The sequence below is a fragment of the Pseudomonas peli genome (assembly GCF_900099645.1).
Classification (GTDB): Bacteria; Pseudomonadota; Gammaproteobacteria; order Pseudomonadales; family Pseudomonadaceae; genus Aquipseudomonas; species Aquipseudomonas peli.
Genome location: NZ_FMTL01000003.1, coordinates 1 through 15987, shown reverse-complemented (window position 1 = coordinate 15987; position 15987 = coordinate 1). Strand labels below are relative to the sequence as shown.

General features: G+C 56.6%; 13 protein-coding genes. 11 read left to right on the top strand and 2 right to left on the bottom strand.

All coding sequences use genetic code 11. The annotated features are described in order from the left end of the window. Positions 1-29: 29 nt before the first annotated feature. From atpD to BLO50_RS14560, 10 genes are all read left to right on the top strand, one after another. On the top strand, positions 30-1406 hold the full coding sequence (atpD, locus tag BLO50_RS14605; protein WP_090254174.1) for a F0F1 ATP synthase subunit beta: 1377 nt from the start codon (positions 30-32) through the stop codon (positions 1404-1406). A gap of 83 nt (positions 1407-1489) precedes the next feature. Continuing rightward, positions 1490-1915 carry a F0F1 ATP synthase subunit epsilon gene (locus BLO50_RS14600; RefSeq protein ID WP_090254171.1) on the top strand — a complete coding sequence of 142 codons (426 nt, stop codon included), beginning with the start codon at positions 1490-1492 and terminating at the stop codon, positions 1913-1915. 130 nt (positions 1916-2045) lie between these two features. Next, the gene (gene glmU / locus BLO50_RS14595; RefSeq protein WP_090254169.1) at positions 2046-3410 is read left to right on the top strand and encodes a bifunctional UDP-N-acetylglucosamine diphosphorylase/glucosamine-1-phosphate N-acetyltransferase GlmU; all 1365 of its coding nucleotides are present in this window, start codon (positions 2046-2048) and stop codon (positions 3408-3410) included. Positions 3411-3538: 128 nt separating this feature from the next. After that, positions 3539-4306: a DeoR/GlpR family DNA-binding transcription regulator gene (locus BLO50_RS14590; protein ID WP_090254167.1), complete on the top strand. Its 768-nt coding sequence runs from the start codon at positions 3539-3541 to the stop codon at positions 4304-4306. Between the two features lie 10 nt (positions 4307-4316). After that, the gene (glmS, locus tag BLO50_RS14585; RefSeq protein ID WP_090254165.1) at positions 4317-6167 is read left to right on the top strand and encodes a glutamine--fructose-6-phosphate transaminase (isomerizing); all 1851 of its coding nucleotides are present in this window, start codon (positions 4317-4319) and stop codon (positions 6165-6167) included. A gap of 100 nt (positions 6168-6267) precedes the next feature. Continuing rightward, a complete protein-coding gene (locus BLO50_RS14580; protein ID WP_244152897.1) occupies positions 6268-7137 on the top strand; it encodes a TnsA endonuclease C-terminal domain-containing protein in 870 nt (289 codons plus the stop codon). 13 nt (positions 7138-7150) lie between these two features. Continuing rightward, complete coding sequence (locus tag BLO50_RS14575) at positions 7151-9211, top strand: Mu transposase C-terminal domain-containing protein (RefSeq protein WP_090255144.1); 2061 nt, start codon at positions 7151-7153, stop codon at positions 9209-9211. Beyond that, the gene (locus tag BLO50_RS14570; protein WP_090254163.1) at positions 9204-10814 is read left to right on the top strand and encodes an ATP-binding protein; all 1611 of its coding nucleotides are present in this window, start codon (positions 9204-9206) and stop codon (positions 10812-10814) included. The genes BLO50_RS14575 and BLO50_RS14570 overlap by 8 nt, the downstream gene beginning before the upstream one ends. A 1-nt stretch (position 10815) precedes the next feature. Continuing rightward, a complete protein-coding gene (locus BLO50_RS14565) occupies positions 10816-12324 on the top strand; it encodes a TnsD family Tn7-like transposition protein (RefSeq protein ID WP_090254161.1) in 1509 nt (502 codons plus the stop codon). Further along, on the top strand, positions 12317-13969 hold the full coding sequence (locus BLO50_RS14560; protein ID WP_090254159.1) for a Tn7-like element transposition protein TnsE: 1653 nt from the start codon (positions 12317-12319) through the stop codon (positions 13967-13969). Before BLO50_RS14565 ends, BLO50_RS14560 begins: the two co-directional genes overlap by 8 nt. 89 nt (positions 13970-14058) lie before the next feature. On the opposite strand, the gene BLO50_RS14555 is transcribed toward BLO50_RS14560, so the two are convergent. After that, on the bottom strand, positions 14059-14277 hold the full coding sequence (locus tag BLO50_RS14555) for a helix-turn-helix domain-containing protein (protein ID WP_090254157.1): 219 nt from the start codon (positions 14275-14277) through the stop codon (positions 14059-14061). Between the two features lie 370 nt (positions 14278-14647). On the opposite strand from BLO50_RS14555, the gene BLO50_RS14550 reads away from it, so the two are divergent. After that, positions 14648-15052, top strand: coding sequence for a DUF6957 family protein (locus BLO50_RS14550; protein ID WP_090254154.1), 405 nt, complete (start codon positions 14648-14650; stop codon positions 15050-15052). A gap of 476 nt (positions 15053-15528) precedes the next feature. On the opposite strand, the gene BLO50_RS14540 is transcribed toward BLO50_RS14550, so the two are convergent. Then, positions 15529-15987, bottom strand: a 459-nt coding sequence (locus BLO50_RS14540) for an OprD family outer membrane porin (RefSeq protein WP_143003829.1), incomplete at its 5' end; no start/stop codon positions are given.

Here is a 15987-nt window from a genome sequence, read left to right as displayed (position 1 = left end):
CACGGTTCAAATATTCAGAGGAACCAAAGATGAGTAGCGGACGTATCGTTCAAATCATCGGCGCCGTTATCGACGTGGAATTCCCGCGTGATCAAGTGCCGAGTGTTTATGAAGCGCTGAAAGTAGTCGGCGCCGAAACCACCCTGGAAGTTCAGCAGCAGCTGGGCGACGGTGTGGTACGTACCATTGCGATGGGTTCGACCGAAGGCCTCAAGCGTGGCCTGAACGTCGGCAGCACTGGCGCAGGTATCCAGGTACCGGTTGGGGTGAAAACCCTGGGCCGTATCATGGACGTGCTGGGCAACCCAATCGACGAAGCTGGCCCGATTGGCGAAGAAGAGCGTTGGGGCATTCACCGTGCCGCACCGACCTACGCCGAACAAGCTGGCTCCAACGAGCTGCTGGAAACCGGCATCAAGGTTATCGACCTGGTTTGCCCGTTCGCCAAGGGCGGTAAAGTTGGTCTGTTCGGTGGTGCCGGTGTAGGCAAAACCGTAAACATGATGGAACTGATCCGTAACATCGCCATCGAGCACAGCGGTTATTCCGTGTTCGCCGGTGTGGGTGAGCGTACTCGTGAGGGTAACGACTTCTACCACGAGATGAAGGACTCCAACGTTCTCGACAAGGTAGCCCTGGTTTACGGTCAGATGAACGAGCCACCAGGCAACCGTCTGCGCGTAGCACTGACCGGCCTGACCATGGCCGAGAAGTTCCGTGACGAAGGCCGTGATGTTCTGTTCTTCGTGGACAACATCTACCGTTACACCCTGGCCGGTACCGAAGTATCCGCACTGCTCGGCCGTATGCCTTCCGCGGTGGGTTACCAGCCGACCCTGGCCGAAGAAATGGGCGTTCTGCAAGAGCGTATTACTTCGACCAAGACCGGTTCGATCACCTCGATCCAGGCCGTATACGTACCTGCGGACGACCTGACCGACCCAAGCCCGGCGACCACCTTCGCCCACTTGGACGCCACCGTTGTACTGTCCCGTGACATCGCTTCCCTGGGTATCTACCCAGCGGTCGATCCACTCGACTCGACGTCGCGCCAGCTGGATCCGATGGTTATCGGCCAGGAGCACTACGACACCGCTCGTGGCGTGCAGTACGTACTGCAGCGCTACAAAGAGCTGAAGGACATCATCGCGATTCTGGGTATGGACGAACTGTCCGAAGCAGACAAGCAGCTGGTATCCCGTGCTCGTAAGATCCAGCGCTTCCTGTCCCAGCCGTTCTTCGTGGCCGAAGTCTTCACCGGTTCGCCAGGCAAGTACGTTTCCCTGAAGGACACCATTGCCGGCTTCAGCGGCATTCTGAAAGGTGACTACGATCACCTGCCAGAGCAGGCGTTCTACATGGTTGGCAGCATCGAAGAAGCTGTTGAGAAAGCGAAGAAACTGTAATCACCCGTGCGCCCGGCAACGGGCGCTTACGGTCTGTTTATTCACGTAGTAGTGGTTAAACAGATCGATACGTGAGGTTAGACATGGCTATGACAGTCCATTGCGACATCGTCAGCGCAGAAGGCGAGATCTTCTCCGGTCTGGTCGAGATGGTGATTGCGCACGGCAACTTGGGTGATATCGGTATCGCTCCAGGCCACGCGCCGCTGATCACCGACCTCAAACCGGGTCCGATTCGTCTGGTCAAGCTGGGTGGCGAAACCGAGGTGTTCTACATCTCCGGTGGCTTCCTCGAAGTTCAGCCGAGTGTGGTGAAAGTTCTCGCCGATACCGTGCAGCGTGCTGCCGATATCGATGAAGCTGCTGCTCAGGAAGCCCTCCGGGCTGCCGAGAATGCCTTGAATGAGAAGGGTGCGGAGTTCGATTACGGTTCCGCAGCCGCTCACCTGGCTGAGGTCGCGGCTCAGCTGCGTACCGTTCAGCAGTTGCGCAAGAAGTTCGGCGGTTAATTCCGACGCTTCATCGCAAATGAGTAAAAGGGTAGCCTTGGCTACCCTTTTTCTTTGCCTGCTGTTTTTACCTTTTCAGTTGGCCGGGCTAGGGATTTAGCCCGCCTTCGTCTGCCTGGAATCCGCTCTTATGTCGCTCGATATCGTTATCCTCGCCGCCGGCCAAGGCACCCGCATGCGTTCCGCCTTGCCGAAAGTGCTGCACCCGGTTGCTGGCAAAGCCATGCTTGGCCATGTGATCGACACCGCCCGCCTGCTGAAACCGCAAGGCATTCATGTGGTGATCGGCCATGGCGCGGAATTGGTGCGCGAGCGACTGGCGGCGGATGACCTGAATTTCGTGCTGCAGAGCGAACAACTGGGCACCGGTCATGCCGTAGCTCAAGCGCTGCCGGCGTTGAGCGCCGAGCGCGTGCTGATTCTCTACGGTGATGTGCCGCTGATCGAAGTGGAAACCCTGCAGCGTCTGTTACAGCAGGTCAGCGAACAGCAACTCGGCTTGCTCACGGTCAATCTGAACGACCCAACGGGCTACGGCCGCATCGTGCGCGATGAGCAGGGTGTGGTGAAGGCCATCGTCGAGCACAAGGACGCCAGCACCGAGCAGCGCCTGATCCGTGAAGGCAACACCGGTATTCTCGCCGTACCGGGCAAAAAACTCGGCGACTGGCTCGGGCGGCTGTCCAACAGTAATGCGCAGGGCGAGTACTACCTGACTGACGTAATCGCCATGGCCGTAACCGATGGCCTGGTGGTCGCCACCGAACAGGCGGCTGACGAGATGGAAGTGCTGGGAGCCAACGATCGCATCCAACTTTCGCAGCTGGAGCGCCACTATCAGTACCGCGCCGCGCGCCGCTTGATGGTGCAGGGCGTAACCCTGATCGACCCGGCGCGTTTCGACCTGCGCGGTGAAGCCACGGTAGGTCGTGATGTGTCGATCGATATCAACGTAATCCTCGAAGGCCAGGTGGTGATCGAAGATGGCGTGCAGATCGGGCCGAACTGCGTGATCAAAAACTCGATCCTGCGCAAAGGTGCCATCGTTAAAGCTAACAGCCATCTGGAAGGTGCCGAAGTGGGTGAGGGTGCCGATTGCGGTCCATTCGCCCGCCTGCGTCCGGGTTCGGTGCTGGGCGCCAAAGCCCATGTGGGTAACTTCGTCGAGCTGAAGAACGCCAAGTTGGGGGAAGGCGCCAAGGCCGGCCATTTGAGCTACCTGGGCGACGCCGAAATCGGTGCACGGAGCAATATCGGCGCGGGCACCATCACCTGCAATTACGACGGCGCCAACAAGTTCAAGACCGTACTGGGTGAGGACGTGTTTATTGGCTCAAACAGCGCCCTGGTCGCCCCGGTGACGCTGGGCGACCGCGCCACCACCGGCGCCGGCTCGGTGATTACCGGCGATGTGCCGGATAACACCCTGGCCGTCGGCCGCGCGAAGCAGCGCAATATCGAAGGTTGGAAGCGCCCGGTGAAAATCACCAAGTAGGCTGCTTTGGCTGCTGTGTGAGCAACAACACAAAAGGTGGCTCTGCCGCCTTTTGTCGTTTTCAGGCTTGACGGAAAAGCTTCATTAGGTTTTGATTCGCGCCAATATCTTTCGAATCGAAACTTAGTATGTCGAAACGCAACACTCCGCAGCGTCGCCACACCATTCTTGCCCTGCTCGCCGAGCAAGGCGAAGTGAGTGTGGACGAGTTGTCGAAAGCGTTCGCCACCTCGGAAGTGACCATTCGCAAAGACCTCGCCGCCCTCGAAAAGAGCGGTCTGCTGCTGCGCCGTTACGGCGGTGCCATACCCATGCCGCAGGAGCTGATCAGCGATATCCAGCCGATCTCTCAGTACAAGCAGGCCATCGCCCGCGCCGGTGTGGCGCGCATTCGCGAACATGCACGGATCATTATCGACAGCGGCACCACCACCGCGGCGATGATCCCGCAGCTTGGCCACAAGCCCGGCCTGGTGGTGATGACCAACTCGCTCAACGTGGCCCGCGCCATCAGCGAACTGGAGCATGAGCCGGTGCTGCTGATGACCGGCGGCACCTGGGATCCGCATTCCGAGTCCTTCCAGGGCCAGGTCGCGGAGCAGGTGCTGCGCTCTTACGATTTCGACCAGTTGTTTATTGGCGCCGATGGCATCGACCTGAACCGTGGCACCACCACTTTCAATGAATTGCTCGGGCTAAGCCGAGTGATGGCGGATGTGGCGCGTGAAGTGGTGGTGATGGTCGAGAGCGACAAGATCGGCCGCAAGATTCCTAACCTGGAGCTGCCCTGGAGCGGTATCCATACCCTGATAACCGACGAACGCCTCAGCCCTGAGGCGCGTGAACAATTGACCGAGCGCGGCATCAAGCTGATCTGCGCGGCTGTTGAAGCTTAAGGAGAAGATTATGTGTGGCATCGTAGGCGCAGTCGCCGAACGCAATATCACCGCTGTGCTGGTTGAAGGCCTCAAGCGCCTGGAATACCGCGGCTACGACAGCGCCGGCGTGGCGCTGCTGACGGATAAAGGCGACCTCGACCGTCGCCGCCGCGTGGGCAAGGTCAGTGAGCTGGAAAGCGCACTAAGTGCCGAGCCGTTGGCCGGTCGCCTGGGCATCGCGCACACCCGCTGGGCCACCCACGGTGCGCCAAGCGAGCGCAATGCCCACCCACACTTCTCTGGCCATGATCTGGCCGTGGTGCACAACGGCATCATCGAGAACCACGAAGAACTGCGTGCCCAGCTCAAGGGCATGGGCTACGTGTTCAGCTCCGATACAGACACCGAAGTGATTGTGCACCTGCTCGACCACAAGCTGAAAACTCAGCCGGATTTGACCGCAGCACTGAAAGAGGCGGTCAAGGAATTGCACGGTGCCTATGGTCTGGCGGTGATCAGCGCCAAGCAGCCGGATCGTCTGCTCGCCGCCCGCAGTGGCAGCCCGCTGGTGATCGGCCTGGGCCTGGGTGAGAACTTCCTCGCCTCCGACCAGCTGGCTCTGCGTCAGGTCACCGACCGTTTTATGTACTTGGAAGAAGGCGATATCGCGGAAATCCAGCGCGACAGCGTGCAGATCTGGGATGTATCCGGCCAGCCGGTGGTACGCGAGAGCGTGCAATACCACGAAGGTGCGGAAGCGGCTGACAAGGGTGAGTACCGCCACTTTATGCTCAAGGAAATCCATGAGCAGCCCAAGGTCGTACAGCGCACCCTGGAAGGCCGTCTGGGTTCCGATCACGTGCTGGTTCAGGCTTTCGGTCCGCAAGCCGCTGAGCTGTTCGCCAAGGTGCGCAACGTGCAGATCGTTGCCTGCGGCACCAGTTATCACGCCGGTATGGTCGCCCGTTACTGGCTGGAAGGCCTGGCTGGGATTCCTTGCCAGATCGAAGTGGCCAGCGAGTTCCGCTACCGCAAGGTGGTGGTACAGCCGGACACCCTGTTTGTCAGCATCTCCCAGTCCGGCGAAACCGCCGACACCCTGGCCGCGCTGCGTAATGCCAAGGAGTATGCGCCTGGCCAGGGCGGCTACTTGGCCAGCCTGGCGATTTGCAACGTTGGCATCAGCTCGCTGGTGCGTGAATCCGACCTGACCCTGCTGACCCAGGCCGGCCCGGAAATCGGTGTAGCCTCAACCAAAGCCTTCACCACCCAGCTGGTCGCGCTGATGCTGCTGACTCTTTCCCTTGGCCAGGTGCGTGGCACCTTGGATAAGGCTCTTGAAGCCGAGCTGGTGGACGAACTGCGCCGCCTGCCAACCCGTCTGGGCGAAGCCCTGGCCATGGACAGCGTGGTCGAGAAAGTCTCCGAATTGTTCGCCGAGAAGCACCACAGCCTGTTCCTCGGTCGCGGCGCGCAGTACCCGGTGGCGATGGAAGGCGCGCTCAAGCTCAAGGAAATTTCCTATATCCACGCCGAAGCCTACCCGGCTGGCGAGCTTAAGCACGGCCCGCTGGCGTTGGTCGACAGCGATATGCCGGTGGTCACCGTGGCGCCGAACAACGAGCTGTTGGAAAAGCTCAAATCCAACCTGCAGGAAGTGCGCGCCCGTGGCGGCGAGCTGCTGGTGTTTGCCGACGAGCAGGCCGGCATGAGCAATGGCGAGGGCACCCATGTGGTGAACATGCCGCACATCCACGACGCCCTGGCGCCGATCCTCTACACCATTCCGCTGCAGCTGCTGTCCTACTACGTCGCTGTGCTCAAGGGCACCGACGTCGACCAGCCGCGTAACCTGGCCAAGAGCGTAACGGTTGAGTAAGCAGGAGCCAGCTGATGCGGCGTGATGTGGGATGAAAATAAAGATTCATCCATAATAATAAAGTGTCATCCATTAAAATAAAGTTTCATCCAAAACCGGCATGCGCTATGTTGAAATCATCGATGCGGATGCTGGTTTGCTTATGGCTGGGACATTTAAGGGCCTGACTCAGGCCCAAATCGACAAAAGGTTCAAGGAAGGTCGTGGTCAAGGCCAGGGGGCAGACTACAAACCGTTCATCTACACCAGGGATGTGTCCTCGCTGGGGCGCTCCCATCGCCTGCTCGGCAGCAAATCTCGCCGTCTGCACCATTTCCTCTCTGATCTTGAGCTGGCAATTTTCCTGACTTTGGACTGGTCTCCCCGTGTCACCGATATCCGGGAGCAATTTCCGATGATGGTCGTGGACACTGTTCGAATCGCCGAGGAGATCGGTCTTGCCCATGGTCGCTACCAAGGCATTCCACAAGTGCTGACCAGTGACTTCCTTGTGGATTTCGATGACCAACAACGGCCGACAGTTGCGATTCAGGCCAAGTACAGCGCCGACCTGCAGAAGCCTGAAGTCATCGAGAGACTTGAGCTAGAACGACGCTACTGGCTCGAGAAAGGAATTCCTTGGGTCATCGTCACGGAACGAGAGGTGCCAAAGGAGGCAATTGCCAATATTCAATGGCTCTACCCTGCCCAATCAGAAGACGATATTTCTGCGGATGAACTTGAACACTACCGGCAACTGTTCCTGTATGAATTTCGGCGTGATCCTGATCGGAGGCTGACGGCCATTGCTCAAGGACTGGATGTGTCTGGCGAACTGGAGCCGGGCCAGGCGCTTTATTGGCTTCGCCAATTGCTGGCCAGGCACTGTTTCCTGTTCGACATTGGTAAACCTTACCGGGAACTCAGTACGAAAGACCTTGCAGTCAATCCTCACTACGAGTTGCAGGGGCTGAGCAGTGCTGCCCGTTAACCAGGTTTTTAGCATGGGGGAGTTGCGCAAGCGCCTGATTTGGTCGGATGCCGCGATGGCCGTCTGGATCGACATTGATGCGGACACTGCTTTGCCCGAACCGATAAAGGTTGTAGAGCTGGAACGTCTGCTGATGGACGGGGAACTAGTGTGTATCGTTGACCCATTCGAGGAGGCGGTTCTGCGGGAGGTGGAGGAAGGCTCTCTTGATCAGCAGAAGCGCGATGCTGCCTGGGAAATGCTTGCGGATGTCGCTCAAGACCCTGGGTTGTTCATTCGCAAATCAAGAGGGCAAATCCTCATAGGTATCATGGAACGCCATGGTGTTACTAAGCAGACGGCATACAGGTTGTTGAGGCGCTATTGGCAGCGGGGTATGTGCAGGAACGCTTTATTGCCGGACTACGTCAATTCGGGCGCGCTCGGAAAACGACGAAAACCAAGCCAAGCCAAGCTGGGCAGACCCAGGGTTGTGAGAGAGGGGAGGGGGAGCAACGTCACACCGGACGTGGAACGTATTTTCCGTCGAGTCATCGATGAGCGCTTACTAAAGCAAAAACATCCGTCCATCCCAGACGCTTACGCATCCGGGTTGAATCTGCTCCACGCAGTCTTACCGATGCGGTCTGTCGCCGAGCTGCCGACTTTGGAGCAGTTCCGCTACTTCTACAAACGTGAATACCACTTCACGGAAACGTTACCAAACAGGATGTCCGCCGTTGATTTCGCCAAGGACATCCGTCCGATCACAAGTACATCGACGGCCGAAGTTCTGGGCCCTGGGTACCGCTATCAGATCGACGCCACCGTAGCTGACATCTATCTGATTTCAGAGCAGGATCGCAGCCGCATCGTCGGTAGGCCCGTCGTGTATATGGTGATCGACGTGTTCAGCCGCATGGTTGTTGGCATGTACGTCGGTTTCGAGGGACCTTCCTGGGTTAGTGCAATGGTGGCTTTGGCCAACACGGTCACCGACAAGGTCGAGTACTGCCGCCAGTATGGCGTGGATATCGATGTTGGCGATTGGCCGGTTAAGGGCTTGCCGGATGCGCTTCTGGCCGACAAGGGCGAACTAAACGGCACCAAGGTCGAAGCATTTTCCAAAGCTTTCGGTGTTCGTATCGAGAATGCGCCGGCCAGGCGCGGGGATGCCAAGGGTATCGTCGAGCGCTATTTCCGGACGGTACAGGAGAATTTCAAGCCCTATGCCAGCGGCGTGGTCGGAGATACCACAAGTCGGAAAAGAGGTGGCCACGACTACAGGCTCGATGCCAGTCTGACGCTAGGCGAGTTCACTCGAATCATCATCGCAGGCGTACTCTGGCATAACAACTTTCATACGCTGGGCAAGTACGACAGAGCTGCTGGTATGCCGGGCGGTCTGCCGGCTATACCTGCCATGCTGTGGAGTTGGGGGCTGGCCAACCTAACTGGTCGGTTGCGCACTGCACCTGAAGATCTGGTCCGGATCAACCTTTTACCTCATGATCAGGCCACGATTTCGGAGCTGGGAATCAGGCTGTTCGGCTGCTTCTACACCTGCCAGGAAGCAATCAAGGAGGGTTGGTTTCACCGAGGCCAGGGGCGTAGGCCGACAGGGGTGACGGTCGCATACGATCCGCGTAGCGCCGACCACATCTATCTGCGGCCATCTAATAGCCTCAAGGATTACTGGATTTGCGATCTTGCTGACCGTAGTCGACGTTTCAGGGGGGTGACCTTCTGGGATGTCTGGCTGTTGTCCAGAGAGGAACGTCGTAGCGATGCAAACGCGGCGGCGGAGGCCTTAATGGAGAGAGGCAAGCTTCTGGAGCGGATCGAGTCCATTGTTGCCCAGGCAGAGGATGCTAGTCCGGTCAAAACGGGTATGACCAAGAAGGATCTGGGAACCCAGATCCGTGAGAACAAGCAGCAGGAAAAGCGTCAGGAACGCCAGAAAACAGCATTCAAACCGGCGAAAGTGCAGCAAGAAATACCTGCCGAAGTTATCCCGCTGCGAGGCGAAAAGCAGGAAGACTATGCCTTCCCAGATCTCAGTGACCTGATATTCAAGGAGGAAGGCGATGACTGAAGAAATCCGGCGCGGAGTTATCCCCCCGGCTAGTTACCATGAGCAGCAGCTTCCCGAATATCAGGAAAATCCACTCATCAGCGCATTGCCCCCGATACCTGATCTGCAGGAGGTGGTCGGCTTGTTGCAGAAGCTTCCCAGTTTCGAGCCGCAGGAGGTACTTCTGGATGGTCGGCTCAGGGCTCATGCCATCGCCCGCTTGTTGCACGGTTTCTTCCAGCCGCTCAGCCACCACTTGGAGCTGGAGAGCAAGATCAGCCTGATGATCCGTCAGGGCTACATCGGTCGGAATCCGGCCCGCGGCGCTTGGTATGCTCACTTGCAGAATGGCTATCGCCGGATCGAGGAGGAGAATCTGGATGCGGTGGTTTACCAGAGTGTCTCCTCCACGGCCAACAGCTTGTCGCTATTCGGCTGCTCAGGTTGCGGGAAAACGCGCACTCTTGAGCGGATTCTGGGCATGTACCCCCAGGCTCTTCATCACCCAGATTACAACATCACCCAGCTGGTCTACCTGAAGGTCGACTGTCCCATCGACGGTGACCTGGATGAGTTGTGCCTGAGTTTCTTCAACGAGGTAGACAAGATTCTTGGTACGACCTATAGCCGCAGCCATGGTCGCAAGAAACTGGGCACCAAGCGCTTGATGGCATCCATGTGCCAGGTGGCCAACCTGCACGCGCTTGGTGTGCTGATCATCGACGAGGTTCAGAACCTCAACGAGGCCCGCTCCGGTGGTGCCGAGAAAATGCACAATTTCTTCGTGTCGCTAGTGAATACCATCGGCGTTCCGATCATTCAGGTCGGTACCCACCGAGCCAGTAAGTTCTTTCAGCGCACATTTCGAGCCGCGCGTCGGGTCTCCGGGTTGGGCAGCATTCGCTGGGACAGGTTGCCTCGGGATGAGCACTGGAAGCGCCTTTTGAAGCGGCTCTGGAAGTACCAGTGGCTGCGAAATGCGACGCCGCTGGACGACGAGTTGGAATCGACTATGTACGACCTCACACAGGGGGTTATGGACATTGTCATCAAGCTGTTCGCGCTGGCGCAGATCCGGGCGATAGTGACTAGCGTCGAATGCATCAAGCCACTGTTACTACGCAAGGTTTTCGAGGACGAGTTCAAACCAGTTCATCCGATGCTGGCCGCCTTACGGAGCGGTAGACCCGAACTGATCGCTAAATATGACGACCTGCTGATGCCTGAGATCGAGGGACGGTTGCTGACATTGACGCGCTCTCTGGATAACGTCGCCCAACCGAAACCGCCGACACCATCGGCTGATGACAAAGCGAAGCGACTGGCCGCCCTGCTCGAAGAGATGGATATCCCTATGGATATCGCTATTCCCATGGCTGACGAATTATTGGCAATGAATCCGGGTATCCCGATGGCGGCCCTGATACACAAGGCCACGGCCTACCTCGTGCAGGAGATCCCCAAGAAGCCCAGTATTTCCAGGTTAAAGCGGACAGATTGGGGATACCTATCCGAGGAGGATTTGCGCAGGCGTTATGCTGACGGGCCTGAGAGTGAGGTCTACGACAGATTTAAACAGGCCGGCCTTATCCTCGATCTACGGCCTTTATTGAAGGCGAGCTAACATGTATTTCCCCAGGCTTTATCCGGACGAGCTGCTCTACAGCGGCATAGCTCGGTGCCGGGTACATCTGGGGATAGGTAGTCATAAAACGCTGCTGCACATGCTGTTCGGTGACAGTAAGGTAGCCGCTATAACCGACCTGCCCACGCACTTGGCCGTTCTGGCGAACAATACTGGGCTGGATACGGCAAACGTGATCATGCATCACACGCTATTTCCGCTCTATGCCCCCTTCATTCCACAGGCCCGTCGTACTGACCTTTTCCAGGCCATGCTCGCTGCCGATCGGTCGACCATCGGTCTGGCTGGGGCTTCGACGGCCATGGTCAAGTGGCCCGAGTGGCTGCGTTACTGCCCTGCCTGTTTCGAGGACATGGCCGCCTGTTTTGGTGAGCCCTACTGGCGGCGTAGCTGGCAAATGCAAGGAATAGACGTTTGTCCTGAGCATGGCTGTCAGCTCTTGGATTCACCCATTCCGTTCCGTCGAGCGCAGCGACACGAGTTTCACCCAGCCTCTCCACTGTTTTTGTCCCGTAATGTTCGCGCTAGCCTCGCAAGCGAAGAGGAAATTAGGCTCGCCAAGGCCGCTACGCAACTTCTGGCGCTCGAAGAGGCTCAATCACCCGGCTACGACCGCTGGACCAATCTGTACCGGTACATGGCAGCAGAGTGCGGTGCCAGGCGCGGCCGACAGGTCAGAGCCGAGGTCTTATGGGAGAAGATCCTTGCATCTCATCATAGGGATTGGCTTGTTGTGAACGGTTTGCTGGCAAGCGGGGAACCTCCACCCTGGCTGTTGGCGATGTTCAGGAAGCATCGCAAGGGATTTAGTGCACTGCAGCATCTGATCATTTGGACCAGCCTGCGCCCTGACCAGCATGCTCGCGATCTGATCGACGAGGCGAAGACTCGCCAGGTCGATCTTTCCACCGAACATTCAGTGCAGTTGCTCTCCGACGAGTTTGAGCAAAAGCAGCAGTACCGAGCTGTTTGGCTGCAGGCACTGGATAAGAACGGTGCAGCCAAGGCAGCCAGACAAAACGGAGGGAAGGCATGTTACGCCTGGCTTTATCGTCATGACCGACGTTGGTTGATAGCTTCGAACAAGGCTAGGCAGCTTCGACAGGGCAACAACAGCCACATAGACTGGCTAGCACGCGACAGGAAGTTGGTGCGCCTGCTGATCCAGATTGGCAGAAACAGCGAGGAAGACCTGAGTCTTCCGCGCAGGAGCCGCAACTGGTTCCTGCAGCAGCTACCACATCGGGCATCAGTCGAGCACCATCTCGACCAACTGCCTACGTGCCGCACCTTCCTAGATCGCTATGCCGAATCCGTCGGTGAGTATCAGATCCGTCGCCTGACTGTAGCTGTACAGGAGGATGTAATGGATGGTATGCCGATGCCGTCTAGGTGCTGGAAGCTAGAAAAGCGTTGTGGGTTGGAAAAAAGCAGGGAGGCACCGCTGACTACTGAGTTCATTCGATTGATAGGACGATGGATTGAATAGGACCTTTTTCCGTCAGATTCAGACCGGATCTAAGCTGCTGGCTATTGGAAACTTCTATAGAGCATTCTCCCCGGAAGCTCAGTGGCGCCTGGCTGCACTGTTTCAGTGCGATGGTCAGTCGCAGTTTAAGCGGCTTTCATTGGAAATGTCCTGTGTCCTCGCGACTGGTCGCGAGTTTCTTGAGGAAGACGGGGTTCCTTTCCGCCCCAGTGGTTTCAAGAAAGCGGTGGTGCTGCCTGCAATCGATACCTGGCGGGAAAGACAGTTGGGCGAGTGTCCACGTCTGGCCAGAAGGCTGGCAGCAAATCCTGAGATATCTGCACAGCGATGCTTTGTATTCGAGGTCGATGGCCTGACAGTCTGGCTACCGAAATTTGAGCTTGCGCGAAAACTATACTTTCACGCGGCTTTTATAGTCCGTGCAGCCTTCGCACCGAGTGGCCTAGACATGGTCTTCACGATCTACAGAGAGGGCGATGTTGTTCATATTCATACTCCCCCGAAGACGGGTGCGCCAAGTCAGCTTCTTAAAATCAAGGGGTACAGAGACCATTTAAGTTGGCTGCTGCTGAATCAGGATGTGAAGCGATCCTTCGAGTCAATCTGGCAAAGCCTCAACCGAGCGCAAGAGCAGGTGTCCCAAAAGTCGGACTATGCCAGATGGCAGTTCGACTTCCAGGCACCTCCTTCTCTCGCGGGTACCATGATGGATGTGCGAGGCCCCTTTGACCCAGAAAACAACGAGTTGCTGGTCTGGGAGATCGAAACGCTTCAGGGACTCCGGTTTAGCCATCATGGAGAAATTTTTTTCCATCACCCTGCTCTCAAGTTAACAGCCAGGGGAGAGGGCTCCGGCTGCGAAACTGTGCCATCGGGGGCTGAAGAAGTTGAGGTGGATGCTGAAGATGATCCCACTGCCGCGAAGGAGCCAAGTTTGATTCATTTGCCTGTTGAGGGAATCAAATTTGATGCTCAGATGAACACGATGATTGCCTTCAACGGGGAGCATGCCAGCGGTCATGGCAAGGAGGTCGACGATGAGCAGTCTCCGGGCAAAGAAAGCAAGCTCCTCGGTGTTGCTGATCCCGTGAGCGACGGCAGCACAGCTCCAGGGGAGTTCCAGAAGCTGGGAGAGAGAGAGGGCAAGGACGAAGACAAGGACAAGGACAAGGACAAGGACAAGGAGCATGATCGGTTTGTCGGTCGCTTCTCGCTGCTCCGTGAAATCATTGAGCAGATCCCCCACGAGTCCGATATTGCGCTGGTATCACTGGATGTGAAGCCGCTGCCTCCTGTTCCGCGCTGCAGCTACCATATGTTTGATCACGAAAAGCCACGCTGCTATTTGATGGCAATGTTCAAGCTGAAAAACGGTAATCAACGCTACCTTCTAGAAATAGATACCTCAGACAATCGGAAGACCATGTCAACGCGAGTCATGGGCTTCAAAGCAGATGTTGAGGTAGAGAAATGCATAGGCCGGATCTTGAAAAAGACAGTGAAGGGCTCGTTGCGCTGGCCAAGCAATATGGCGGACTTCTGTGAGCCTTTGCACTCTGTACATCACCCGAAAGAAAGCCAATCTGGCACCAACCATGCCAGGGTGAACGACTGGAAGCAGCGTATACGTGATGTCCTGAAGTGATTGCAGAAATCTGCTAGAGGTATCGCAAGCTGATCAAACCTGGGAAAGGTACTGCTGAGAACCCACAAACGCTTTCCGTAGCCGAGTTGTCACTCTGACACTGGAGGCAGGAGGGACGCTGGATCACAAGCGAGCTCGCCTGCGATGCGGTATAGCTTCTCGACGGTAATATTGACCTCGCCACGCTCGATTCGCCCTACGTAGCTGCGGTCGATATTGCACGCCAGCGCCAGCCCATCCTGGGAAATCCGGCAGACCTTCCTCTGCATTCGGATGCGTTCCCCTAACGCTTTCGCCAACTTATCCATGACCGTCTCAATTCAACTTGAGGCGGCACTATCGTGCGTTTGCGGACGCACGGGCCACGGACTATAATCCGCATTAATTTAGTGCTAGCTCTTCTAGGGCCTCAATGAAGTCGGCCTTCCTTACATTCGACAGATCCCTGTATGAGCTGCTTCAGGAACGAGGACGTTTAACGGTTACGGACCGTGACTGCACGATGCCGATGCTGCTCCCCTGAATGGCGTGAATTGATGCTGGCCTCCTCTGCCAGAGTGCAGCAGCGTACGAATTGCGTGTGATAGTCCGAGAAATTGGTTGGCCAAATTATCGGATGCAGCATGTGTATCAAATCGCAGGTAACAGTAACCGTGGTTAGAGTTCGGAGGTCACTAAATGGCGGACGCAAATATTGAAAAAATAAGTGATTTTCTATCAAGTGAAGGCGAGGCAATACCAAGCGCCTGTGACGATGAAGTGGCTGGCATCGCGCTGGCTCAGAAGCTGTACCCAGGCAAACCGTACTGCTCAGTAAGGCAATGGGTTCTCGTCGATCTCGATATTTCAGATGACAAGAAGGCGTTGGTTGCAGAGCAAGGTTTTCGGCCAATTCTTCTCTATGCCCATGCCGTAGTAAACGACAGTGCTTGCCGATTTTCACCAGGCGATTGGGTCAGAAGCACCCTCCTGGTTGATCTAAAGAGTAATTGTCTTTTTGAAACCAGAAATAGCGTTTACATCCTTCTAGGCGCAGGAAGTCGGAAGACAGTAGAACCAGCTGTCGTGACCGGCATATTTTAATGGGCTGCGGAGAGTTGCAGGATGACAATGCCCCACGAGCGTTCGCGTTCAATTGTGCAAACTCAGGAGTTCTTGGACCTCATTACGAGCAACTTTCCGTCTCTCAGGGCTATCGCGCGATGCCTACACTCCCTACATCTGTCCACCGACCGGCGAGCATCAGGCAAGGAAGCCGGTCTGATGAGCAGTGTCTGCTTTTTGCCAAGGGTGCCATGGAACACTTGATCAAAAAACTGGATTGTCTGGTCACTGTGGCGATTTAGAGCGCTGGTAGTGCCAGCCAGCATCGGGCAGGCGTGTTCTCCTTGGGCTTGGACATATCTTCAACCTTTCCACGGCGGCAAGGTCAAGCGTTTTTCTTTCAGTTAACTAACACTCTGCATATCAAGCTCTGCAGTGCCGCACAGTGTGGGCGAGGCTGCGATGTTGGATCTTCCTTGATCCAAGCGCGTCCTGCGTCTCCTCAATGAACGTGATTACAACAGTGGAAGTGTGTAGCTGACGATCAGGCGGTTCTCATCAACGTCGTTGCCGAAGTTGGTTGAACGTAGTGTGGCGTTGCGCCATTTCACGCCCAGGTTTTTCAGTACGCCGTCCTGGAAGACATAGGCGATGTCAGTGTTGCGCTCCCACTCCTTACCATCGGCTTTGCCTGCGCCTAGATCAATATTGTCACCAGTCAGGTAACGGGTCATGAACGTCAAGCCAGGGATGCCAACGCTGGCAAAGTTGAAGTCATAGCGGGCCTGCCATGAAGTTTCGTCTTTGTTAGCGAAGTCGCCGATCTGTACATAGTTGACCAGGAACGGATCGGTGCCGTTGATGTAGGCGTAACCGGTGTCTCCGCTCATGCTCTGGTAGCCAACGCCGAGGGCGTGGCCACCAAAGGCGTAGGTAAACATTGCACCGAATGCCTTGTTGTCGACGTTGCTGTT